General features: G+C 34.2%; 27 protein-coding genes. 8 read left to right on the top strand and 19 right to left on the bottom strand.

Going from position 1 to position 21,610, the window contains the following annotated elements; translation table 11 throughout:
• Positions 1-89 precede the first annotated feature (89 nt).
• The 8 genes from ppnP to ACTYA4_RS12025 all read right to left on the bottom strand — a co-directional run bounded on the left by ppnP (position 90) and on the right by ACTYA4_RS12025 (position 7,302).
• Positions 90-404, bottom strand: coding sequence for a pyrimidine/purine nucleoside phosphorylase (ppnP, locus tag ACTYA4_RS12060; protein ID WP_445505664.1), 315 nt, complete (start codon positions 402-404; stop codon positions 90-92).
• 240 nt (positions 405-644) lie between these two features.
• Positions 645-1,433, bottom strand: a complete 789-nt coding sequence (locus ACTYA4_RS12055) for an SDR family NAD(P)-dependent oxidoreductase (RefSeq protein WP_443481798.1) — start codon at positions 1,431-1,433, stop codon at positions 645-647.
• A gap of 310 nt (positions 1,434-1,743) precedes the next feature.
• Entirely contained in the window at positions 1,744-2,259 is a 516-nt protein-coding gene (locus ACTYA4_RS12050) for a GNAT family N-acetyltransferase (protein WP_443481797.1), read from the bottom strand.
• Positions 2,260-2,560: 301 nt separating this feature from the next.
• The gene (locus tag ACTYA4_RS12045; protein ID WP_443481796.1) at positions 2,561-3,148 is read right to left on the bottom strand and encodes a hypothetical protein; all 588 of its coding nucleotides are present in this window, start codon (positions 3,146-3,148) and stop codon (positions 2,561-2,563) included.
• Entirely contained in the window at positions 3,145-3,750 is a 606-nt protein-coding gene (locus tag ACTYA4_RS12040) for a hypothetical protein (RefSeq protein ID WP_443481795.1), read from the bottom strand. Before ACTYA4_RS12040 ends, ACTYA4_RS12045 begins: the two co-directional genes overlap by 4 nt.
• A 255-nt stretch (positions 3,751-4,005) precedes the next feature.
• Positions 4,006-5,103, bottom strand: coding sequence for an ABC transporter permease (locus ACTYA4_RS12035; RefSeq protein ID WP_443481794.1), 1,098 nt, complete (start codon positions 5,101-5,103; stop codon positions 4,006-4,008).
• Complete coding sequence (locus ACTYA4_RS12030) at positions 5,100-6,359, bottom strand: ABC transporter permease (RefSeq protein ID WP_443481793.1); 1,260 nt, start codon at positions 6,357-6,359, stop codon at positions 5,100-5,102. The genes ACTYA4_RS12035 and ACTYA4_RS12030 overlap by 4 nt, the downstream gene beginning before the upstream one ends.
• Positions 6,360-6,369: 10 nt before the next feature.
• On the bottom strand, positions 6,370-7,302 hold the full coding sequence (locus tag ACTYA4_RS12025) for an ABC transporter ATP-binding protein (RefSeq protein ID WP_443481792.1): 933 nt from the start codon (positions 7,300-7,302) through the stop codon (positions 6,370-6,372).
• Positions 7,303-7,507: 205 nt separating this feature from the next.
• Between ACTYA4_RS12025 and ACTYA4_RS12020 the strand changes: the two genes are divergently transcribed.
• The 5 genes from ACTYA4_RS12020 (at position 7,508) to ACTYA4_RS12000 (ending at position 9,813) form a co-directional block, all read left to right on the top strand.
• Positions 7,508-7,711 carry a helix-turn-helix transcriptional regulator gene (locus ACTYA4_RS12020; RefSeq protein WP_443481791.1) on the top strand — a complete coding sequence of 68 codons (204 nt, stop codon included), beginning with the start codon at positions 7,508-7,510 and terminating at the stop codon, positions 7,709-7,711.
• The gene (locus ACTYA4_RS12015; protein ID WP_443481790.1) at positions 7,711-8,154 is read left to right on the top strand and encodes a hypothetical protein; all 444 of its coding nucleotides are present in this window, start codon (positions 7,711-7,713) and stop codon (positions 8,152-8,154) included. The genes ACTYA4_RS12020 and ACTYA4_RS12015 overlap by 1 nt, the downstream gene beginning before the upstream one ends.
• A gap of 87 nt (positions 8,155-8,241) precedes the next feature.
• A complete protein-coding gene (locus ACTYA4_RS12010; RefSeq protein WP_443481789.1) occupies positions 8,242-8,457 on the top strand; it encodes a hypothetical protein in 216 nt (71 codons plus the stop codon).
• Between the two features lie 83 nt (positions 8,458-8,540).
• Positions 8,541-9,065 carry a GrpB family protein gene (locus ACTYA4_RS12005; protein WP_443481788.1) on the top strand — a complete coding sequence of 175 codons (525 nt, stop codon included), beginning with the start codon at positions 8,541-8,543 and terminating at the stop codon, positions 9,063-9,065.
• A gap of 112 nt (positions 9,066-9,177) precedes the next feature.
• A complete protein-coding gene (locus ACTYA4_RS12000) occupies positions 9,178-9,813 on the top strand; it encodes a class I SAM-dependent methyltransferase (RefSeq protein ID WP_443481787.1) in 636 nt (211 codons plus the stop codon).
• A 233-nt stretch (positions 9,814-10,046) separates the two neighbouring features.
• Here the strand turns inward: ACTYA4_RS12000 and ACTYA4_RS11995 are convergent, their stop codons facing one another.
• From ACTYA4_RS11995 to ACTYA4_RS11975, 5 genes are all read right to left on the bottom strand, one after another.
• Positions 10,047-10,265 carry a hypothetical protein gene (locus ACTYA4_RS11995; RefSeq protein WP_443481786.1) on the bottom strand — a complete coding sequence of 73 codons (219 nt, stop codon included), beginning with the start codon at positions 10,263-10,265 and terminating at the stop codon, positions 10,047-10,049.
• Positions 10,266-10,461: 196 nt separating this feature from the next.
• Positions 10,462-11,103, bottom strand: coding sequence for a response regulator transcription factor (locus ACTYA4_RS11990; RefSeq protein WP_443481785.1), 642 nt, complete (start codon positions 11,101-11,103; stop codon positions 10,462-10,464).
• Positions 11,100-12,206: a sensor histidine kinase gene (locus ACTYA4_RS11985; protein ID WP_443481784.1), complete on the bottom strand. Its 1,107-nt coding sequence runs from the start codon at positions 12,204-12,206 to the stop codon at positions 11,100-11,102. The genes ACTYA4_RS11990 and ACTYA4_RS11985 overlap by 4 nt, the downstream gene beginning before the upstream one ends.
• A 253-nt stretch (positions 12,207-12,459) precedes the next feature.
• Positions 12,460-12,816, bottom strand: a complete 357-nt coding sequence (locus ACTYA4_RS11980; protein WP_443481783.1) for a YisL family protein — start codon at positions 12,814-12,816, stop codon at positions 12,460-12,462.
• Between the two features lie 218 nt (positions 12,817-13,034).
• Positions 13,035-13,349 (bottom strand): hypothetical protein, encoded by a 315-nt coding sequence (locus ACTYA4_RS11975; RefSeq protein ID WP_443481782.1) that lies wholly within the window; start codon positions 13,347-13,349, stop codon positions 13,035-13,037.
• 341 nt (positions 13,350-13,690) lie between these two features.
• On the opposite strand from ACTYA4_RS11975, the gene ACTYA4_RS11970 reads away from it, so the two are divergent.
• Positions 13,691-14,395 (top strand): YoaK family protein, encoded by a 705-nt coding sequence (locus ACTYA4_RS11970; RefSeq protein WP_443481781.1) that lies wholly within the window; start codon positions 13,691-13,693, stop codon positions 14,393-14,395.
• A 14-nt stretch (positions 14,396-14,409) separates the two neighbouring features.
• On the opposite strand, the gene ACTYA4_RS11965 is transcribed toward ACTYA4_RS11970, so the two are convergent.
• Entirely contained in the window at positions 14,410-15,282 is an 873-nt protein-coding gene (locus ACTYA4_RS11965; RefSeq protein ID WP_443481780.1) for a LysR family transcriptional regulator, read from the bottom strand.
• A gap of 90 nt (positions 15,283-15,372) precedes the next feature.
• On the opposite strand from ACTYA4_RS11965, the gene ACTYA4_RS11960 reads away from it, so the two are divergent.
• Positions 15,373-16,284 (top strand): DMT family transporter, encoded by a 912-nt coding sequence (locus ACTYA4_RS11960; protein ID WP_443481779.1) that lies wholly within the window; start codon positions 15,373-15,375, stop codon positions 16,282-16,284.
• 94 nt (positions 16,285-16,378) lie between these two features.
• Here ACTYA4_RS11960 and ACTYA4_RS11955 read toward each other — a convergent pair whose 3' ends face one another.
• Entirely contained in the window at positions 16,379-17,749 is a 1,371-nt protein-coding gene (locus ACTYA4_RS11955) for a DUF4179 domain-containing protein (protein ID WP_443481778.1), read from the bottom strand.
• Positions 17,718-18,263: a sigma-70 family RNA polymerase sigma factor gene (locus tag ACTYA4_RS11950; RefSeq protein ID WP_443481777.1), complete on the bottom strand. Its 546-nt coding sequence runs from the start codon at positions 18,261-18,263 to the stop codon at positions 17,718-17,720. Before ACTYA4_RS11950 ends, ACTYA4_RS11955 begins: the two co-directional genes overlap by 32 nt.
• 270 nt (positions 18,264-18,533) lie before the next feature.
• Here ACTYA4_RS11950 and ACTYA4_RS11945 point away from each other — a divergent pair, with 270 nt between their 5' ends.
• A complete protein-coding gene (locus ACTYA4_RS11945) occupies positions 18,534-19,406 on the top strand; it encodes an AraC family transcriptional regulator (protein WP_443481776.1) in 873 nt (290 codons plus the stop codon).
• A 491-nt stretch (positions 19,407-19,897) separates the two neighbouring features.
• On the opposite strand, the gene ACTYA4_RS11940 is transcribed toward ACTYA4_RS11945, so the two are convergent.
• The 3 genes from ACTYA4_RS11940 to ACTYA4_RS11930 are packed head-to-tail and all read right to left on the bottom strand — an operon-like array spanning position 19,898 to position 21,476.
• Complete coding sequence (locus tag ACTYA4_RS11940; protein ID WP_445505663.1) at positions 19,898-20,146, bottom strand: hypothetical protein; 249 nt, start codon at positions 20,144-20,146, stop codon at positions 19,898-19,900.
• Positions 20,143-20,886, bottom strand: coding sequence for a TPM domain-containing protein (locus ACTYA4_RS11935; RefSeq protein WP_443481774.1), 744 nt, complete (start codon positions 20,884-20,886; stop codon positions 20,143-20,145). Before ACTYA4_RS11935 ends, ACTYA4_RS11940 begins: the two co-directional genes overlap by 4 nt.
• Positions 20,886-21,476 carry a LemA family protein gene (locus ACTYA4_RS11930; protein ID WP_443481773.1) on the bottom strand — a complete coding sequence of 197 codons (591 nt, stop codon included), beginning with the start codon at positions 21,474-21,476 and terminating at the stop codon, positions 20,886-20,888. The genes ACTYA4_RS11935 and ACTYA4_RS11930 overlap by 1 nt, the downstream gene beginning before the upstream one ends.
• Positions 21,477-21,610: the final 134 nt, after the last annotated feature.

Here is a 21,610-nt window from a genome sequence, read left to right as displayed (position 1 = left end):
AATTTGGTATTTAAAAAAATCGCCAGTTGAGTATACACTTTGATACTCAATTGGCGATTTTTTATTATTCATTTAATTCTTTAAAGAATCTATTCCTCAAGATAAGAACAGCAATAATCTACAACTTCATGAACAATTAATTGGAAACTTTCATTGCTAGGTACATAGAAAACGCCGGTGCCGTTAATTTCTTTCCAATCTTCACCTTGCAGCTTGTAAGATAATTTCCCTGAAACAATGTCCATTTCTTCTTTACTAGAAGTAGAAAATTCATACTCGCCTGGCATCATAATGCCAAGTGTTTTCTTTGTTTGATCAGGAAAAATAATCGTTCTGCTTGTCACTTTTCCCTCAAAGTAGATATTTGCTTTTTTTGCAAGTGTAACATTTTCAAATTGATTCAACTAAGACACTTCCCTTGTTTAACTTATATTTAAAATACGTGTTCAAAAAGGTGACAAATTAGAAGCAAGAAGATCGAGGCGGCGTAGCTTTGAGCAACGGAACGTATGCAATTAGATACGTGAGTAGCGGAAAAGCAAGCCAACGAAGAGATTCGACGCTTATCATTTGGTGCCTTTTTGAACATCCTCTTAAAGAACTAGGTGGAGATTTCATCTCCACCTGCTCCCTCTTGTTATATATTAATCGAACATTAATGGACGAGCAATTTTATTAATTGCTGCTCCGTCAACCATCAATGTTTGACCGCTGACATATGTAGCTTCATCAGAACACATAAATAAACATGCATTCGCGATATCATCGACAGTACCAATTCGGCCAAATGGTTGGAATTCAAGTGTTTGTTTAAATGCTTCTTCTGGATCAGGAAGACTTGCAAAAGTCAGATCAAGTAAAGGAGTCTTAACTGTACTTGGGCAAACCGCATTTACACGAATGTTCTTAGGACCACAATCCAATGCCATTTGTCTTGTTAATGCAGTCATTCCTCCTTTTGATGCAGCATAAGCAGCTAAACGTGTAATTGTTTTTTCCGCATGCCATGAAGCAATATTGACTATTGCACCACCACCTCGTTTTTCCATTTCAGGAATAGAATATTTGGAGCATAGGAATGCACCAGTTAAATTCACACCAATAACTTTCTGCCACTCTTCTAGTGAAGTATCTACAGCTGATTTACGCACATTAATTGCCGCATTATTAATTAAAAGATCAATTCCTCCAAAACGTTCCACACCAGCTTTAACCACTGCAATTACATCTTCTTCGCTGCTAACATCTGTTTTCACAAAGATAGATTCAATTCCCTCTGAAGCCAGCTGGTCTACTAGCTTAGCACCTAATTCTTCATTTACATCTGCAAGGACAATTTTTGCACCATTTTTTCCAAATGTACGTGCAATTCCTTCCCCAATTCCTTGGCTGCCACCAGTTACAATTGCTACTTTGTCTTTTAATCTCATCATGTACTCCTCCTACTAGTCGTTTATATTTCTTATTAGAAAGGTCATTAAAAATAAAAAAAAGATGTGTTTTATTTCTTGATATCACTATACCTAGTATGATTGGTCCAAACTATATGTAAATTGTACAAAAATACGAATATTCTAATAATAATTTTTGTGTTATTTTTATCATGCCTTTTAATTGAGGTGCTCTCCATGAAGAGGTAATAGTAATTGTAACAGGGGTTCATGTAATTTAAAAAGAAGCAATGTCCAGTAAATTCATCTGCCATACTTTATTTTAAGTAACATTTAATTAATATAAGTTCTTCTATTTACTCCCTATTTCTCCAATGTCATTCCAGCCATAAACCAGCTCGTTTATTCTTTTACCGCTAATATTAATTACTTCACTTCCTACTTTTTTGCCGCCTAATGCTTCATAAAAATAGCAAGCGCTGTTTTCTTCTAAAACTTGTACGATCATACTGGTAATTCCGATCCCTTGTAAATATACTGCAACTGTTTCTACTAGTGATTTACCAAGCCCCATTCCTTGATAGCTTTTCAAAAGATAGATTGCATACAGTTCTCCATCAAAGTTTTTGTAGCTTCCACTTCTTTCTTTTCCCCCACAAGCAAAGCCAACTATTTGACCATCTTCTTTTTCCGCTACAAAAACATGTCCATTCGGTATTTCACTTACCCAAATTTTTTCACGTTCCTCGTAAGTCAACCCTTGCAAAAAAGCAGCTGGCACTATATTTTCATAGGTAGTCCTCCAGCTATCTACATGTACTTTGGCAATGCTTTTTGCGTCTTTTAACACAGCTTTTCTTATTTTCATAGAATCACCTCTTTATCATTCAGGCTGTTTTCGTATAGATTGTTGCGTTTAAATTCGCAGCCTGAATACACTTCGCTTTCCGTGGGCGAGTGTCGAGCCTTCCTCGTCACATACGCTCCTGCGGGGTCTCGTCTTTCTCGCATTCCCACAGGAGTCTACGTGTATTCAGTCTGCTGAGTACTTCTTCTCCCATTTTTTTACGTAAAAACAACAAACTTTGAGAAAACAGCCATCATTTAATACACCAATTAACAGGAATGTATGTAAAAAAGTCGTTTACATTAATACGTCCAAACATAAATTAATCTATACAAATATCAAATTCCGTTCTATTCTCTTGATCTTCTTTATCAACATCTTGATAAAAATAAAATGACAACCCAGAAATATCATCAGGTAATGGTGGAGAAATAATAAAATCTTGGGTGGTATGTCCTTGTGTCCCTCCTCCTCCTGATTTCCTGCAACGAAACTCCTCTCCTATATATAATTTTAAATGTGGAGGGTATTCATGATCGCTCTGATCACTTGTCGAATCCCAATCTATTGTCATATGTAAAACACTGGCGTTCGCATACTGCCGTATGAAGATAACCGTATAAATATATTTATTTATCTCCACCGACTTTAAGACAGGAATGTTTTTTCTAAACTTTTCTGGTTCTACTGAAGGTTTATAACGATCGACTTCAAAATCAGAAAATATTGTCTGCAGCATTTCCTCTGAAAGCTCGTATTTTTCTGCCCAGTCTACAATATTTTTTGGAGGCGGTACCAAATAACTTTTTTCTGTATAATCTATTCTTTGCTTTATTAATGCACATAATTGTTCATCCATTGCTGCCATTTTATCGTCGTATTGCTTTTTTGGCCCATTAAAAACGTTCATGATAATCTCCTCCTATTTTGTAGTTTAAAAATAACTTCTGATCCTGTTTCCTTTTCTTTTAAGTGATCACTATACTCTTTAAAAACGAATGTTAGACCTGATAAATCTTCTGGCAGAGGCGGTGTTATGTTGAAGATATAGCAGCGATGTCCATCTGAGCCACTGCCACGTACCATTTGGCAATCATATTTTTCATTAATAAACAATTCGAAGTTCATAAATGGAGCGAGTCCATCTGTACCTTTACTCGCATCGTCCAAATCTTGATTAAAATATAAAACACTTACATTTTTATATTGGAAAACATGGGTAATAAAATACATTACCTCTTCCATTTCAACTAATTTTAAAATAGGGATATGCTTTACAAACCCTTTTGGTTCAACAGGTTGCCTAATATGTTCCTCACTACTAATTGTTCCAAAAAATGCATTCAAAAAACATTCGTCCTTATCATACTTTTCCGCCCATTTTGCAATATAGGATGAAGATGGCACTCTTGATTTCTTATTGCAAATTTCCTTTCTTTTTTTTAAAAGAACACATAATTCTTCATCAATTTCAACGAGCCTTTCATCATCATAATTGCTTTTATGTCTCATTGGTTTCTCCTCCTTCTATATGGCAAGTACCTTCATATCCAAATATTTCTATAAATACTTACTTTCCCCTGCAAAAATGTTCTATAAAATGCAAAAGGGGTGCCTCAAGTGAGACAGCCCCTTCCTTTCGTCATCTATTGTTGCAATTTTTACTATGATTGTTGCAGTTTTTCTCTATATTGTTGCAGTTTCACGCAATTTTGTTGCAGTTTTTCCGAAATAGCTACTTTTCGACAAAATCCGCATCACTTTACATTAAACATGCCTTCTCTCAATCAACCGAATGCCTACGCCTAACATCAACGTTCCCATTAACAGCAATACTGCTGCTGGCAGGAGAATTTCTTGCATTGGAGCATCTTGTATAATTGCTTTTTTCAGCATCTCCATTCCATACGTAATGGGAATAAATTTGGATAAAAGCAATAGGAATTTGGAAGTTACTATTTCTAATGGCCAATAGGCGCCGCCAAGCATCGCAAAGCTTACAGTTATAAGCGGGATAAGCGAATTAAATTGACTCGCTGTTTTTACTAAACCGGTAAGTAAAATTGCCAATGCAACGATGGCAAACAAATAAGGGATGATCAGGAGAAAGACCCAATAGTACTTCCCATAGAAATCTACCCCAACACCGTATTTAAAAATGGTGAATATCAACATTATTTGAATATAGCCAACTGCAAAGCTAAACAGTAAATGACCTAAATAAAGCTGTGTTTTCGACGTAGAAGATAAAATAAACCGATCCCAAATACCATTTTGCTTATCTCGTAAAATTTCCACCACCGTATAAGCAATTGTATAGATGCTAAAAAATAGTGTAAATCCAAATAAAGATTGAAGCGCCTGATTATAAGTGGATTTTTTCTTCGACACATTACTGTCAAATGATACTGGCAAAATTGGATTTGCTTCATTATCTGCTAAAATTTTTTCTGCGTCTTGATGATTTTGTGCCAATTGTATCATTGCTGCCTTTTGCTGTTTATTTTGATAATATTTTTCTAAAAAGCGATTGATCACAATTACATTAGAACTTTCTGCAACACGATAAAGTGTATAATTATTTTCTCCCAACGCTATACCAGCTTCAGATGTACCTTCTTCTACTTTCTTTTTTGTTTCTTCTTCCGAAAACACCTTAAATGTGTAGCTTTCGCTTTTGTTTAAGTCCTTTACAATGCTGTGAATATCCTCTGTCCCGTTTGCACTATAAACAGGAACTTCTATTTTTGTAAAAGAAGATTTCCCCAGCAAAAAGGCAAACGCCATACACATAATGGTAGTTACAATAAGAGCACCAGGCTTGCGGATAAACTGTCTATATTTTCCCCAAAGTATCGCCTTCATGATGCAATCCCTCTTTTCCTAATAAAAGCAAGTGTTAATACGATTAATATTCCGGTAAATAATAATATTGCTTGAATTTGACTCCAAATATCACTAAAAGAGTAATCCTGAACTACTTTTAAATAAGCGGTTATTGCCGCACCACCTGGCGAGTATTGTGCCAATGTCTCCATAAAACCGCCAATAGCGCTAACATCAAAAAAGCTTCCGCCAATAAATGCGAGAATAGGAATAAATAAACTAGAGAAAATGTTGGCGATGTTTCTTGAATTTAATTTATAAGCAATGCTTGTTATAAATACAGCAAAGCTTGCAGTCATTGCATTTAAGGCTAATGTTATACATAAATAATTAATAATATTAGGAAAGTTCACCCCATAAATGAGTGCTGTTAAACCAAACAATACATTGAGCTGAACAAAAGATAGCAAAAATGTCGCTGCGAATATTCCAGCAAAATATGAAAAACGTGATACATTTGCGAGTAATGTCCGCTGATACATATACTCTTCTTTTTGTTGATAAGCAAATCCAGCTACAGTTGTAGCGACATAAAAAACAAACATGACACACATGCCAACTGCATAATAAGAAATGGCGTCTACCTCTTTTTTCTTTGTGATATTTTCAATAGTGCCTACCTTTGTCTGGGCTGCAGACAGCTGTGTGTAATCAACTTTTAATTGCTGTGCTGTTTGCGAATAGGTTAGCTCTTTCTGAAAACTTGATACAACATCTTGAATAACCGTCGCTTCTAAGGAAGTGTTGTCGCTTACTGCTAATTTCCACTTTTCAACTTCTCCATCTCCCTGCACGAGCTTTTGATAAAATTGTTCAGAAAACGTAGAAGGAATTTCTAAAACACCACTATATTTTTTTTGTTCTTTTGCTGTTAGTTTGCCTTCCTTTATGACTGTAACTTTTAACACTTTTTTTAATTCTTTATTTTCAGTTAGTTCCTTTAAAAAAATATCAACTGGATTAAAAGAATAAATAATAGCTGTTTTTTCCGCTTTTTCTTTTTCTGATAAAGATGATGTTTGAATTTCGTTTATCGCTTTTTCCTGTGCTTTTTTCGGATTATCTTGCAACAACACAGCAAGTTTTGCATTTATTGTTACTTCTTTATCATCTAATGCTCCTAATGCACTTCCTAAAATCGTAATAAGAATAAAAGGCATTAACAGCAGCACAATTAGTTCTCTTGGTCTTCTCCACATAATCAGCAATTCTTTTTTTATCAGCTGCCAAAACATAGTACCCCTCCTAATCCCTTAACTGCCGACCAGTAAGATGCAAAAATACATCCTCAAGGGTTGGTGTTTCAATATTTACGGAAAGCACGTTTGTTGCATTTTCTTCTGCTAGTTTAAAAATATCTTTCAGCAAGTTGATTTGCTTTGGAACAATGACTGTAATAATAGATTGCTGGATAGAGAGATTTTTTACATTGGCATGATTTTTTAATGCCTCTACAAATTCATGCTTCACCATTTCTACTTTAATATTTATCGCCGTTTCAGCAGACAGAATATTTTTTAATTCTTCTTTTGTTCCAGAGGCAATAATTTGACCATGATCCATAATATAAATGCGGTCACAAAGGAACTCTACCTCTTCCATATAATGACTTGTATAAAGGACAGTCATGTTTTGCTCTTTATTCAGCCTTTTTACCGTTTCTAAAATATAATTGCGAGACTGCGGGTCAATACCAACGGTCGGTTCATCCATGATGATAATCTTCGGCTCATGAATGAGGGCTACGCCAATATTTAATCTTCTTTTCATCCCGCCGGAAAAAGTTTTCACCAAGTCCTTTTCCCTATCCTTTAAACCGATAATGTCAAGGACTTCATCTACTCTTTGCTGCAGGCGGCTGTTTGGAATTCTGTGCATTTTTCCAAAAAAGATTAAATTTTCTCTTGCCGATAATTCCATATAAAGGGCAATTTCCTGGGGAACTACTCCTAAAATCTCCCGCAACTGTTGTGGAGATTTTAAAATACTTTTATTGTGCAATCGAATATCGCCGTTATTTGGTGCAACCAAAGAAGAAATCACCGATATCGTCGTCGATTTACCCGCACCATTTGGCCCTAATAATCCAACCGTTTCTCCGCTTTCTAAATATAAATTAATCGAGTCTACTACCTTTTTCTGTTTATATGCTTTGGACAACTCTATAATCTCTAACATTTTTATCATCCTTTCTACAACCTATCATAAAGATTTTTCTTTTTATCTCCTATACCTAAAGGTCATTTCTTTTGGGAAAATAATGACTTAGGTCATGGGGTAAGGTCATTTTTTATAAAAGGTGTTTTTCCTCCCCAAAAAACGTAACATATATATTGCATTACGTAATATATATGTTACACTATTGGTAGGAGGCGGTAATATTATGAAGAATATGGTGAAAATCGCACGTCTTCAAATGAATTTAACACAGCTGCAATTAGCTGAATTAACTGGTGTAACTAGACAGACGATCAGCTTAATTGAAAAAGGGAAATATAATCCCACCTTAAAACTATGTCTAGACATCTGTTACGCAGTCAACAAATCTTTAGATGAATTATTTTGGATCGATAAGGAGGAATTATAATGCAAATAATGAAAGACGAGCGCCTAAAATTAAAAAACTTACGGAATTTTCGAACTGCCTTTCTGTTTCAAACGATCTGTATCATAGGGATTTTAATTTATAATGGAGTGAAGCATGGGTTATATGCAGTAATGGATAATCCACTATACTTAGTGATTTTAAGTACATCGATTTTGCTTGGCTACTTAAATATTACGATATCTGTTGATGTATATGGCGATCATGTAAAAAAGCCGGGCCCTTATTACAAAACGATTTTCTACTCTTTAGCAATTGGCATTGTTTTTTACCTCATTACTGTACTAACACCAGATGGAACGAATAAAGCTGGCATGATTGTAGGCTCTGTATTGTTTGTATGTTTTTTATGCACCTTTACTTTTGCCTATTTTCTAAGGAAAAAACGCTATAATGAATTTAAGGATGAAGATGAGGAAATATGATAGGTACGAGACTCCCATTTTCTTGAAATAAAACAGGACAACACCTTTTAGTAAATGGTATAATTTTCAAAAAAGGGAGTGTTTAATATGGATGCAAATTTGATGGAATACGTAAATAAACGTATTGAAGAACTCACAGCATACAAGTCTGAAACCCTCCAATCATTAAAAAAAGTAACAAAAACAGTAGAGGAATTAAATGCAACAGAGGAAAAAGAGATATCTGAGAAGAAAATGACGTATTATTTCGCAACTGGTGCATTGGCAGAGTTACAAGAGCTAAAGAGAGTATTAAACAGTTAGAAGAGATGGCATACTTCAAGTATGCTTTTTTAAAGTAAAGGAGTAAATATACATTTAATAGAGTAGATTTTGGAGGAATGCTAGTGACAAACCCTGATGTTGTTCTTAAGCAATATAATCCCGATTGGGTTCGACAATTTGAATGGGAGAAAAAAAGAATTATAGAAGCAATCGGTGATAGAACTATTAAAATAGAGCATATCGGCAGCACTTCCATACAAGGATTAGGAGCAAAACCAATTATTGATATAATGGTAGCTGTTAAAAATTTAGAGGAAGTATCCAATCTAATTATTCCTTTAAAAAACATTGAATTTGAGTATGTTCCAAAACCTGAGTTTAAAGATAGAATGTTTTTTAGAAAAGGGTTATGGGGAAAGGGAACTTGCCATCTACATATATGTGAATTTAACAGCAGTGAATGGAATGACAAGCTATTATTTCGTGATTATTTAAGGCTGTATCCTGAAGCAGCAAAAGAATATTACCTATTAAAAAAACAACTAGCTTCTGAATATTCATTTGATAGACTGACATACACTCTGAAAAAAGAACCCTTTATTAAGCATATTATTGAAAAAGCTAAAAGAGAAAATGCTGATATATAAACACCTTTTTAGAATGACTGATAATAAAATTATTTAATATAGTGACTACGCATAGGTTATCATGTGTTTGTGTGCTTTGTTGCAATAAGAAATCAATAAGGAGTTTATAACAATGGATAATCAGAATAAATATTGGGATAAAGTCGCTAATGAAAAAGAATTTACTACCCCTTTTCAACCCGAACTATTTTTAAAATATGTGGATCAAAATGCTTCCATATTAGATTATGGGTGTGGCTATGGACGAACATTACTTGAATTAAGAGATTCAAACTTTAATCATTTACACGGTGTAGATTTTTCAGAGGAAATGATTAAAAGAGCTAAATCCAATGATTCAGAAATTGATTTTCAGGTTGTTCAAAGTGGAAAGCTTCCTTTTCCTGATCATACTTTTGATTCTGTTTTACTTTTTGCAGTTTTAACATGCGTCTATAAAGACGAAGAACAAAATGCTATTTTAGATGAAATTAAACGGGTATTAAAACCAGGGGGCATTATTTATATTAATGATTTTTTACTAAATGATGATGAAAGAAACAAAGCTCGTTACGAAAAAGGCTATGCTAAGTATCATACTTACGGAGTATTCGAATTAACGGATGGAGCCATTTTACGTCATCATGATAAAGAGCGTATAAAAGAATGGACGATCCCATTTGAAGAATTAGAATACAGGGAAGTAGAATATGTAACGATGAATGGTAATCGTTCTAATGGGTTGGTTTATATAGGTAGAGCAAAATAAATGTAATATCTAAAAGGAAAACCTTTGAATCTCAAGGATTTTCTTTTTTGAATCGCTAGGTATAATTACAAAAAAAGTTCAAAAAAAATAAATGAAAAGGGACGGGTGGTTAGGTTAAGTTTATCTCTTCAATACAAAAACAGTTCCGTTAGAGCTAATAACGAAACTGTTTTTAGAATTATCTATATTTTCTTATTGAACTAACCTGCCCCGTTAATAAAATGAATAAAGAGTTACTTTTTCTGATCAATGAGTGAATGTCTTTTATCAGCCGCACTTGCTATAAATAAGAAAGCAATACCAATAACAACAGCTTCTGTAATTATCGTAATCCAAATACCAATAGGGAACAAAAGTGACAATAAGAATAACAATAATCCAGTAAATAATATTAAAGTTAAGCCTATAGAAAATGCCACCTTTTCAGGTAATACTTTAATTTTATCTAACATTATTTACACCCTCTTTAAGTTCTTTAAATGACAAAAGTAATTTTCATCAATTCATAACTTTTATACCAGAATTACTATGAGATTCTTATTAAAGATACCTGCCTCGTTAGTTGAAGAACATCCTTAACTATATTTTAACATAAAACACAATAGATCCTTTGTTTAATCAATACCAAAATATTAAAAAAACAGGCTATTATATAAAATCATTCTTCACCGCAAATATTGCAAGCTGTGTCCGGTCTCTTAGTTCCAGCTTCGTTAATATTTGGGTAATATGATTTTTTACCGTTCCGACGGATAAAAACAGTTCGCTGGCAATTTCTTTATTTGTTTTGCCTAAGCCGATATTTTTGACAATGTCCCGCTCTCTTTCAGTTAGGGGAAATAGTTTTGCTGACTGCTTTTCTGTTTTATTTTCTTTTAAAAGCTTTGGCATTACTTTTGCTGCCACTTGTTCATCTATCGATATTCCGCCTGCTAAACAGCTTTTTATACTATGCAATAAATATTTGCTGTCTGTTGTTTTTAATAAAAAGCCATTTGCTCCTTCTTTAAATGCTTGAATAGCATATTCTTCGTCATTAAAAGTGGTAAGGATAAGGATTTTCACATGTGGAAACCTCTTTTTTATGTGCTGTGTTGCCTCCACCCCGTCCATAACAGGCATGCGAATATCCATTAAGATGATATCTACAGCATGCTGCTCTAACAGATTTAGTACTTCCTTTCCATTTTCCGCTTCTGCTACAACCTTTATTTCTTCATCTTGTTCAATGATCATTTTTAAGCCGTTTCTTACAATCTGTTGATCTTCCGCGATTAAGACCCTTATCATTCTTCTATCTCCTCTACCGGCATATTTCCTTGTAGAATAAATTGGTTGTCTGCTTGATAAACATCTAACTTACCACCAATTTCTTCTAATCTTTTTTTCATATTTTTTAAGCCAAATCCTTCATATATAGGATATTTATGTACGTATGTATTTTTTATCTCTATTGTTATATGACCAATTGGCGACACACCTAATGTAATAAAAACTTTTTTGGAACTGCTATATTTCATCGCATTCGTTAAGCCTTCTTGAATAACCCGATAAAGGATCGCATTTTGCCTATTGCTGATGCGCATGCCTAATACACCTTGTTTTGTTGTTAAGTGAACATGGACTGCATTTTCACTTTCCAGCTTTTTCACTAAATGAATAACAGATGAAATTCCTTGTATTTCTTCTGCTTGCAAGATGCGGACAGCTTTTCTTGTTTCTTCTAACGATTCAGAAGCCATATTTCGCAGCAGCGCAAAAGACTCGTTTTTTTCTTGAATGGATAATAGTTCAATTTGCATCAAAAGGGCGGTTAATTTATGTCCAACTGAGTCATGCATTTCTCTTACAATCATGTTTCGTTCTTCTATTCTCGCAGTATGTTCATTTTTAAATGCTTGGCGTTTCTGGATACGATATTCATTTAATAAAGATTCATATGTTTCTCTAATAGATGCATATTCATGACTATTTTCATTTAAACGAACAAACAGAATGATTACCATGGTCGCTGCACATACATATAAACTAATGGAAAAATGAAACAAAACAACACTGATAACAAAATGTATAATAACGGTACTTAAAAGGAGGATACGAAATGTTTTTACGGATAACATTTGACTGCTTTCCATTAAGATAAACAGCATGATCACGACTAAATAAAAAAACACTGCTCGATCAGTTACTAAAGATATAGTTTGAATCAGTATAAGGATAAGTATATAAATAAGTGTTTTTTTCTGTACAATCGGAATAAGAAAATACAGGCCAAGAATACAAGTGAAAAAGAATAGAAGTGTGATAAATGAAACGGTATGTATATAAGAAGCATACAGTGCTCCGGTCATGAAAAGTAATAATAATAGTAATTTTATATAGTAGGACTGCAATGTACGTTCTCTCCATTTCTATATATAAACTGATTTTAACGTATCAAATTGGATATAATTGGTCAATGATATTTTTCTAATAAGGGGTGAGGTGAATATTGTCGATTTTTGCAAAAAAATAGCTATATCTGAAAAATTGCAACAATATTCGGGAAAACTGCAACAATACCAGCAAAAAATGCAACAAAATCAAGAAAAACTGCAACCATTCTTTTAAACAAAGAAAAAGAGAAGGATTTTCTCCCCCTCCTTCTTAAAAACTCCACATTCCCATCGGAAGTGTCATACCTAAATACAGAACAAGCACCAAAGCGATAACAAATTGCGTCCATAATATCGTTGTTTTTCTGCCTTTTTTCGTTCGAACTAAAATCATTTCCAACGCAGCAATTACCCATAATCCAGCCAATGTTTTTAAAATATACATTGGTGGGAAGCTGCCTAAACGATACAGCCACCATATCCCCGTTCCAATGACGAATAAATAGATTAAACGAAGTATCATATGTACTATTTTACTGCCCTTTTCTTTTCCACTTTTATGTAATGCAAATGCAATCACAAACAGTATAAGAGCAAGCAGCCATGAAGTGATGTGAGCATGTGACAAAATTTTCTGCCTCCTTTCCTTTACATATCTTATTATAATGCAAAACACGTGATATTGCTTTTAATATTCCGCTGCCGTAAAATCACGATGGATTAAAGCCGCTTGTCTCCCTTATGTATATTATAAACTTTTAGATATTTTATTGAAAATGTTTCGTATTTCCTTCAAACAAAAGCAGACTAACCAATTAACCTTTAATCGGTTAGTCAAAAGATGGATTATCTGCCTTCCAATGCATCTAGCCGCTGAATTACTCTTTGGAGTCTGCGTTGAAGTTGGTTAATTTCTCTATCTTGCTGATCATTTTGCCGTTCTAACTGATCTACTCTGCGTTCAAGCTGAGTTGTTCTACGTTCCAGCTGATTTATTCTTCTTTCAAGCTGATTTACCCTGCGTTCAAGCTGCTGCCATTGGGGCTGTTGAAACAACTGCGATAGTTGTATTTGTCTGTTGGGATCGTATTGAGCATGCTGTACATATGAATTATAGTCGAACTGAACTTGTGGAATTTGATAATTTCCATAAGGATACATCTGGGCATCTCTCCTTTTAATACGTGTTCAAAAAGGTAACAAATTAGAAGCAAGAAGGTCGAGGCGGCGTAGCTTTGAGCAACGGAACGTATGCATTTAGATACGTGAGTAGCGGAAAAGCAAGCCAACGAAGAGATTCGCCGCTTATCATTTGATGCCTTTTTGAACATCCTCTTTTAGGTTAATCCCCTATAGATTATGTAGGCATTTGCAATGTGAAACGGCGCATACCCAGTGACTTCGATGTTTTAAATATAAAATTAGCCTCTTAAAATCAATTAGAAAAGATGTATAATATATTTGTAGCTTAAATTTAATCATTGTTACAAGGAGATTATCGTATGACAGTGAAACAAAAAACGCTCCCCTCATTATCTTCAAATTCAGTTCGTTTAGGGATTTTATTAGCAATAGTTGGAGGGTTTTTAGATGCCTACACATTCATCAGCAGAGACGGAGTGTTTGCCAATGCACAAACAGGAAATATCGTCCTATTCGCTGTAGAAGCAGCTAATGGGGAATGGAAAGATGCTATGCTTTATATCCCACCCATTATAGCTTTTATATTAGGTGTTTTAGTATCAGAAATAGTTAAGATTCCCCATATTAGACATTTATTGCACAGCTATAGACGGTCTATTCTTATATTAGAATGCATAGTTTTAATTATTGTCGGAATCTTGCCAACAAGTGTACCTAACTTAGTAGTAACAGTATGTATATCATTTGTATCCTCTTTACAGATTTCTACTTTTAATAAATTAGATAAGTGGGCCTATAATTCAACAATGACAACAGGAAATCTGCGAACTGCAGCCCAAGCTGCCTATTGTGCATTTATAGAACATAATCAGGAAGCGAAAAAACAATTTAATGAATTTTTTGGCATCATTGCTTCTTTTTTATTTGGTGCGTTGATGGGGACGTTTTCCACCACTTATATAGGGAATTCCTCTGTATGGATCGCTTCCGGATTTTTAGTTATTGCACTTATCTTGTATCATCGGGACAAAGGGTTTTTGAGAAGATCGATCATGTTGAAATAATCGGCTTCGTTTAGCTAAGACTTATGGGATTGAACCATGACGTTGATAAATTCCTTCGTTGCAGGTGTTGCTTCATTAAAAGAATGTGCAATGATGCCAATTTGACGAGTTATCCGTGGACTAATATCTTTTATGATTAAATGATGAGACACAGAAGAGAGTGTAAATTTTGAAATAATCCCTATACCTAAGTTATTTTGAACCATGCTAATTAAGGTTTCAGCGTTTTGAACCGTTAAGCTTTCTTTAAAATTAATATTATTTGTTTGGAATGTTTTTGAAATGGCAATTTCGTGCCCTCCTTTACAAAAAATAATATCATCCTGCTGTTCTTCCAAATTCACAATTTTTTCTTGATTTAATCTATGGTTAGAAGGAATTATCGCAACCATATAATCATCGTTGAGTATTTTATATTCATATGGCTCAAAAGGAGATGCAACGATACCTATATCAACCGTTCGATCCTCTACCCATTTCTTAATTTGATTCGAAGTCGCCTCTATTAATTCTATATTTACTAGCGGATATTTTTCTCTAAATAATGCAATGGCTTTAGGTAAAATATTTGTCGATGTAGCTGGAAAAGAACCAACCTTCACTTTGCCACTGAGAAGTTTATTTTCCCGATTTGCAACTTGATATATTTTGTTCTCGACGCCTTTCATTTGCCTAGCTAATATTAGAATTTCCTTTCCTACTTCAGTAAGCATTAATCCATTCTTTTTATCCCTAATAAACAATTTAATTTCCAGATAGTTTTCTAAACTTTTTACCGCTTTGCTAACTGCCGGCTGTGATATAAATAAATCATTGGCAGCTTCCGTAATGCTCATATTATCTGCGACTTTCATAAATATTTCTAAGTTGTTCATATTCATAACCATTTAGTTATCACCTCAATAAAAATTATGTATTTGAGTTATATTAAATAGTACCATACTATTTAATTACATTAAAAGAAGGGAGATTATATTATGTTTAAAGTTTTCATGGGTATCATTTCTGTTACGCTTATTTGGGGATATACATGGGTTACAATGAAAATTGCAATTAGCGACATTCCCCCTTTTTTATTTTCATCTTTACGTTTATTTATTGGGGCAGTTCCTTTATTTATCATTCTCATATTTCAACGGAAAAGACTTTTTATAGGGAAAGAAAATGTGAATAACTACCTTATCATGAGTCTATTCATGTCATTTGGATATATGGCAATATTGACATATGGAATGCAATTTGTAGATTCAGGAAAAACGTCTGTTTTAGTTTACACAATGCCTATATTTGTCACCATTATCAGCCACTTTAAATTAAATGAAAAGATGAACATATATAAAATGGTTGGATTAATAATTGGTCTATTAGGTCTTTTATTTATTTTAGGATTAGAAATAATTAATTTTGATTTAAAAGTAGTATTCGGAGAATGTTTAATATTAATTTCAGCCATTAGTTGGGGATTGGCGAATATTTTTAGCAAAATAAAATTTAAACATATAGATGTTATTCATATGAACGCCTGGCAGCTTATTATAGGAGCATTATTATTATTTATTTTCTCTTCCCTCTTAGAACCAAACCATTCAACAAATTGGTCCAGTCCATCACTTTTATCCTTACTGTTTAATGGTTTGTTTTCAACCTCCTTCACATTTGTCGTTTGGTTTTGGGTGCTAAAAAAAATAAATGCTTCAAAAGCATCCATGGCATTAATGTTTGTTCCCATACTAGGCATTATATTTGGATGGCTGCAGCTTGGGGAGAAGATAACCGTTAGTATTATGATTGGATCATTTTTGATATGCATTGGGATCTTTATGAATACGTACAATTTTACAAGTATTAGAAGAACAGGAGAACAGAAGAAGCAGCAGCTGAATCGCTAAATACAAAATGGAATTTAGTATTTACATGGGGAAGAGAAAGTACTACTCTCTCTTCCCTAGCTAATGACTGGTACGGTGGATTCAGTTAATTTGTTTAGTTTAAGTCAACCTTCACGTTCTCTAATTCAACAATACTCGAATTTAAGCTTATAGGCACTCTTAATATATAGTTATCCTTATTAAAATCATCCAAGTTGCTAATATCAAAAGTGCTTCTAAAGCGTAGATTATCTTTATCAATAGTTTTTACAGTGTGTTTTATATATCTCATTCCATATATATCTTTTTCTGATTCTTTGACTAGATTCACACTACCATGAACAAAATTAGATTTAATATTTGTAAAGCCCCAACCCTTTTCATCACCATTGTTCACTTGAATGTCAACAATACACCGGTTATCTTCCACGAGTATTTTTTCGATTTTTACAACGAAATTCTGCCGTTTAGCCTTCAGTTCCACGGGCATTTTCTTATTCAATTTAACAAATTGAGCTTCTTCACTTATTGCTACTTTTGGATGGATATCTAAATAGCTCGCTGCCCCAATTAACCCTTGAGGAATGATATCTCTCATTTTTTTAATGAATTGACCATTTATTTCAGAACTATCTAGATCACCACTTATGGAAGTATATAGCTTTTCTCCCTGATCGTTATATACATCTAACGTTACATCATCATAATTTTTTCTTTCAATAGGAAAAGCAGTTGTATAGTTAATCGCAGTCGATGCTTTTCCAAAAATAATGGAATTCAAATGAACTTTTCCCTCTCCATCTCCTTTTTGCAAAGCAGTTTCTTTATTTATTTGGACTGTTTCATATGGCAGCTGATTAATAGGTACATCAAATTTCCAGCTTCCTTCCTTCCCTCCAATACTTGTGAATTCAAGTGGAAAAGTAGTATTTGAAGGTAAAACTGCATAAGGATAGTTTAATTGAATATGTCCCATGTATCCGTGATCTGAAGGCTCCATATGAACCCATTCTTTACTGTCTGAAATCCAATCTTGCCCGCCAAATATTTCATAAAACCCTGGAACTGTACCATTTTCAGTCGGCTTTACATCTCCTTTTACTTCAAAAGTAACACCTACAACTACTCCATCATAATAAGACTCTTTCATGACAACATCAATGCCTTTACTGCTAGCTGTTTCGTTTAATGATGTGATTAATTTTTGCGAATGCAAACTTCGACCAATCGCGTCATTAAAAGCGGTATAAACATTCCCCAATAAAGGCACTTCCGCCATTACATGGGATATGGAAGGAGAAATAAAGCTGGATGCAGCAAAAATAATGGCTGCTGCAGCTGTTGACCACATAATTGTTTTTATCTTTTTGCTGCTTTTTGGCATAACAGCATCAGCTCGTTTAGTCCCTGCCTTAATAGCATATAAAACATCCTCTTTCGGTACTTCAATTTCCTCATATGCTTTTTGAAGTAATTTCTTTTCCATTATAATTCCTCCCTCCTAATAACTTTTTTAACCGTTCTTTTCCTCGACTCAAATATGTTTTCACTGTATTTTCTGGGATGTTCATAACTTTAGCGACTTCATTAATTGGGAGATCCTGAAAATAAAAAAGAATAATAGCATTTTTATAGTTTTCATTTAACTGATTGATTGCCTCCAATAAATCTAAACGCTCCTCGCCTTTTTCCTTTCCCTCCGAAGCCAACTCCATCATTTTGTCGATGGGAATTTCTTGTTTTTTCTTTTTTAACACATCATAGGAACAATGAATTAGAATTTTTGTTAACCAGGTTAAAAAGTAATGTTCATTTTTTAATTGAGCAATTGCTAACATTGCTTTAAAAGCTGTCTCTTGCACCACATCTAAAGCATCTTCACGATTTCCAACATATAAGTACGCCGATCGATACAATTGATCACTATGTATAACAAGAAGTTTTTCAAAAGCCTTTTTATTTCCCTTCATTGCCTTTTTAATAAGCTTTATTTCATTCATGTTTTAACCTCCTTTCGCTTATTAGAGCGAATGCCTGGTGAAAAAGTTTCAAATTTTTTTAATTTCATTATTTCTGATTAGTTTACTACATAAGTCTTCTAATGAGACTCTCATATAAATTGAATATTAGCGATGATGCTTCATTTTTTTGAAATACTGTAAGTTAGTGCATTAAAATAATTAATAACCATCCAACCTACATAATTTGGCATGAAATGTCGGATGGAACTACTCTATAGCTGCTATTCTATTGATGAAGGAGGTCATATGATGGATTTGCTTAAGAACATGAATGGGGCAATACAATATATAGAAGAAAACCTGACGAACGATATTAACTTTAAAGAAGTGGCAAGGATCGCTGTCTGCTCTGAATATCATTTTAAAAGGATGTTTTCCTTCCTTGCAGGCATTTCACTATCCGAATATATCCGCCGCAGACGACTTACGCTTGCTGCATTTGAGCTTAAAGATAGGAACATAAAAGTGATTGATATTGCGATAAAATATGGATACAACTCAGCAGATTCTTTCGCAAGAGCTTTTCAACATTTGCATGGCTTAACACCTTCAGAAGCAAGAAATAACAGCCATTCACTCAAAGCATACCCACGAATGACGTTCCAGTTATCGATTAAAGGAGGCAGTGAAATGAACTATCGAATAGAAGAAAAAGAGGCGTTTCGTATCATTGGAATAAAGCAAAGAGTACCGATTATTTTCAATGGGGTTAATCCAGAGATTGCTTCAATGTGGAAAAGCTTAGATGATGAAACAATCCATCACCTGAAACAACTTTCTAATGTTGAGCCTATCGGACTGCTTAGTGCATCCACGAACTTTTCTGAAGGCCGAATGGAAGAAAAAGGAGAACTTGATCACTATATTGGTGTTGCAACAACAAAGGAATGTCCGGAACACCTTACACTGCTTGAAGTTCCTGCCTCTACATGGGCAGTATTCGAGGCGGTTGGGCCATTTCCTGATACGCTGCAAAATGTTTGGGGACGCATTTATTCGGAGTGGTTTCCATCTTCCAATTATGAACAAAGTGAAGGTCCTGAAATCTTGTGGAATCAAGATAAAGACGTAACTTCATCGACTTTTAAAAGTGAAATATGGATACCGATTGTAAAAAGATAAGAGTGAAAAATGAGAAAAGATCCATGGAGATGTTTCTGTGCCTCCATGGATCTTTCTTTATCATTAAAAAACTCTCCCTTTGACATTTCATTTAACGCTTAACAAAAAGAACGATAATAATCACAAACACAATCCCAATCATTATAAAAGGACCAACACCAGAACTATACACAATATAGATTTTAATGTGGCGTATCGCATTCACAATAAGAAATATTAATAAGAAAATACAAGACAACATGATTAGAGGCATATTTTTATTTCGATTCAAGTTGACCAGCCCCTTCATAGAATCTTATGTACAGATAACCATTACAGGAACCAACTATACAATTAATGTAATAATTTGCAGGATAACAGCTACTATCGTTTTTTGTCCACGCAATATAACACTATGTTCATCCTATCTTGTATTATTCATCTATCTTCATAAGCTTTCTCAAAGACAAAAACTGGTTCTTTTTCCTTTGTTTTGTCCTTCATAAGTCGTCTCAAAGACAAAACTTGACTCTTTTTCCCTTGTTTTGTCCTTCATAAGCTTTCTCAAGGACAAAACTGGTTCTTTTTCCTTTATTTTGTCCTTCATAAGCTTTCTCAAGGACAAAACTGGTTCTTTTTCCTTTATTTTGTCCTTCATTAGCTATCTCAAAGACAAAACTTAGTTCTTTTCCTTTATTTTGTCCACGATTAGAAAAGACCAAATCAAATTGATTTGGTCCGCTAATAAATAAAAATGTCACCAACCCCTACTCGCACCGCCGCCTCCTGAAGATCCACCTCCACCACCTTGTGGACCTCCGCCACCCCCGCCTCTTCCGCCACCGCGGGAAAGGATGGAAAGAATCATGTAAGAGAATGCTCCTCCAAAAAATTTAATATCGATAAACAACACAATTATCACGATTATAATAATGAGCCACATTGGAAAATCATTCGTTTCAGCTGGCTTTTCCGCTTTCAATTGCTGATCATCTATGCCGTATTCGGCGTATACTTCCTTCACGAGCACTTTATATGTTTCTGTTATTGCTTTATTTGGCTCCTGATTTTTTAAATAAGGCAATGTATATTCATCTAAAATTCTTCCGGCTTTTCCATCGGGAATTCTTCCTTCCAACCCATAGCCTACTTCTATTCTTACCTTCTTATCTTCCGTTGCCAGTACAAGCAAAACACCATTGTTTTTTTGTTTATTGCCAATTCCATATTGGCGAAAAGCTTCATTTGCAAATTCTTCTATTGTTTTTTCTTCTGTTGTTTGTACGGTTAAAATAGCTACTTGTGCCGTTGTTTGTTCTTCCAGCGATCGCCCGATATGGTTTAATTCCTGCTTTTCTGCCTTGCTTAATAGATTCGCAAAATCTTGAACATATATGTCGCCTATTGGTTTTGGAATTTCGTTGCTTGCTGCTAATACATTTCCACTAATGCAGCAAAAAAAGACGATGGAAAGAAAAGCGGAAAATAACTTAGAAGTCATTATCCATTGCCTCCAAAATCGACTTTTGGTGTTTTTTCTGCTTCTGGATTCGCCTTAAAGTATTCCTTTTCATCAAAGCCAGTTATTCTTGCCATAATGACACCTGGGAATCTTTTCACTTTTTTATTATAAGATGCAACTTGTTCATTATAATCTTTTCTCGCAACAGCAATTCTGTTTTCTGTTCCTGATAATTCATCCATTAACTGCGTAAACTGTTGATCTGCTTTCAAATTCGGATAGTTTTCAACAACAACTAATAACCGGCTTAAGGCGTTCGATAAGTCAGCATTTGCCGTTGCTTCTTCTTGAGGAGAATCTGCTCCAGCCAATCTTGCACGGGCATCCGAAATAGAGGCAATGACTTCTTTTTCATGGGAAGCATACCCTTTCACCGTACTCACAAGATTCGGAATTAAATCTAGTCTTCTTTGAAGCTGGTTTTCGATTTGGGCATACGACTGATCTACATTCTCTTCTGCATTTACAAACCCGTTATAACTCGACATAATGATAATTACTAACACAACAAGTATTACGAGAGCAATGACCATTCCACTAAATTTTTTCTTCAAGTTGAACACTCCCATTCCTTTCTCTATTTGCTTTATATGTAATGAGATAAAAATATAGACTACCTTTTTCTGCTTATTAAATATTTATCATTATTCCCCTTTTTTACTATTCCCACACAACTGTCTTTTTCTTTCTTCTATTTCATCGT

This window comes from Niallia yueguangensis (assembly GCF_052663115.1).
The sequence above is the reverse complement of the archived record's forward strand: the minus strand, read 5'-3'. Positions and strand labels throughout refer to the sequence as shown.

Bases quoted from the DNA above. Each gene is read 5' to 3' on its own strand.
- ACTYA4_RS11965 (WP_443481780.1), bottom strand. From the start codon at position 15,282: ATGGTTATGAATATGAACAACTTAGAAATATTTATGAAAGTCGCAGAT.
- ACTYA4_RS12010 (WP_443481789.1), top strand. From the start codon at position 8,242: ATGGATGCAAATTTGATGGAATACGTAAATAAACGTATTGAAGAACTC.
- ACTYA4_RS11955 (WP_443481778.1), bottom strand. From the start codon at position 17,749: ATGGAAAAGAAATTACTTCAAAAAGCATATGAGGAAATTGAAGTACCG.
- ACTYA4_RS11970 (WP_443481781.1), top strand. From the start codon at position 13,691: ATGACAGTGAAACAAAAAACGCTCCCCTCATTATCTTCAAATTCAGTT.
- ACTYA4_RS12055 (WP_443481798.1), bottom strand. From the start codon at position 1,433: ATGATGAGATTAAAAGACAAAGTAGCAATTGTAACTGGTGGCAGCCAA.
- ACTYA4_RS12000 (WP_443481787.1), top strand. From the start codon at position 9,178: ATGGATAATCAGAATAAATATTGGGATAAAGTCGCTAATGAAAAAGAA.
- ACTYA4_RS11995 (WP_443481786.1), bottom strand. From the start codon at position 10,265: ATGTTAGATAAAATTAAAGTATTACCTGAAAAGGTGGCATTTTCTATA.
- ACTYA4_RS11935 (WP_443481774.1), bottom strand. From the start codon at position 20,886: ATGACTTCTAAGTTATTTTCCGCTTTTCTTTCCATCGTCTTTTTTTGC.
- ACTYA4_RS12050 (WP_443481797.1), bottom strand. From the start codon at position 2,259: ATGAAAATAAGAAAAGCTGTGTTAAAAGACGCAAAAAGCATTGCCAAA.
- ACTYA4_RS12020 (WP_443481791.1), top strand. From the start codon at position 7,508: ATGAAGAATATGGTGAAAATCGCACGTCTTCAAATGAATTTAACACAG.
- ACTYA4_RS12040 (WP_443481795.1), bottom strand. From the start codon at position 3,750: ATGAGACATAAAAGCAATTATGATGATGAAAGGCTCGTTGAAATTGAT.
- ACTYA4_RS12025 (WP_443481792.1), bottom strand. From the start codon at position 7,302: ATGTTAGAGATTATAGAGTTGTCCAAAGCATATAAACAGAAAAAGGTA.
- ACTYA4_RS12030 (WP_443481793.1), bottom strand. From the start codon at position 6,359: ATGTTTTGGCAGCTGATAAAAAAAGAATTGCTGATTATGTGGAGAAGA.
- ACTYA4_RS11990 (WP_443481785.1), bottom strand. From the start codon at position 11,103: ATGATAAGGGTCTTAATCGCGGAAGATCAACAGATTGTAAGAAACGGC.
- ACTYA4_RS11950 (WP_443481777.1), bottom strand. From the start codon at position 18,263: ATGAATGAAATAAAGCTTATTAAAAAGGCAATGAAGGGAAATAAAAAG.
- ACTYA4_RS11930 (WP_443481773.1), bottom strand. From the start codon at position 21,476: ATGGGAGTGTTCAACTTGAAGAAAAAATTTAGTGGAATGGTCATTGCT.
- ACTYA4_RS12045 (WP_443481796.1), bottom strand. From the start codon at position 3,148: ATGAACGTTTTTAATGGGCCAAAAAAGCAATACGACGATAAAATGGCA.
- ACTYA4_RS12035 (WP_443481794.1), bottom strand. From the start codon at position 5,103: ATGAAGGCGATACTTTGGGGAAAATATAGACAGTTTATCCGCAAGCCT.
- ACTYA4_RS11945 (WP_443481776.1), top strand. From the start codon at position 18,534: ATGGATTTGCTTAAGAACATGAATGGGGCAATACAATATATAGAAGAA.
- ACTYA4_RS11960 (WP_443481779.1), top strand. From the start codon at position 15,373: ATGTTTAAAGTTTTCATGGGTATCATTTCTGTTACGCTTATTTGGGGA.
- ACTYA4_RS11975 (WP_443481782.1), bottom strand. From the start codon at position 13,349: ATGTATCCTTATGGAAATTATCAAATTCCACAAGTTCAGTTCGACTAT.
- ACTYA4_RS12015 (WP_443481790.1), top strand. From the start codon at position 7,711: ATGCAAATAATGAAAGACGAGCGCCTAAAATTAAAAAACTTACGGAAT.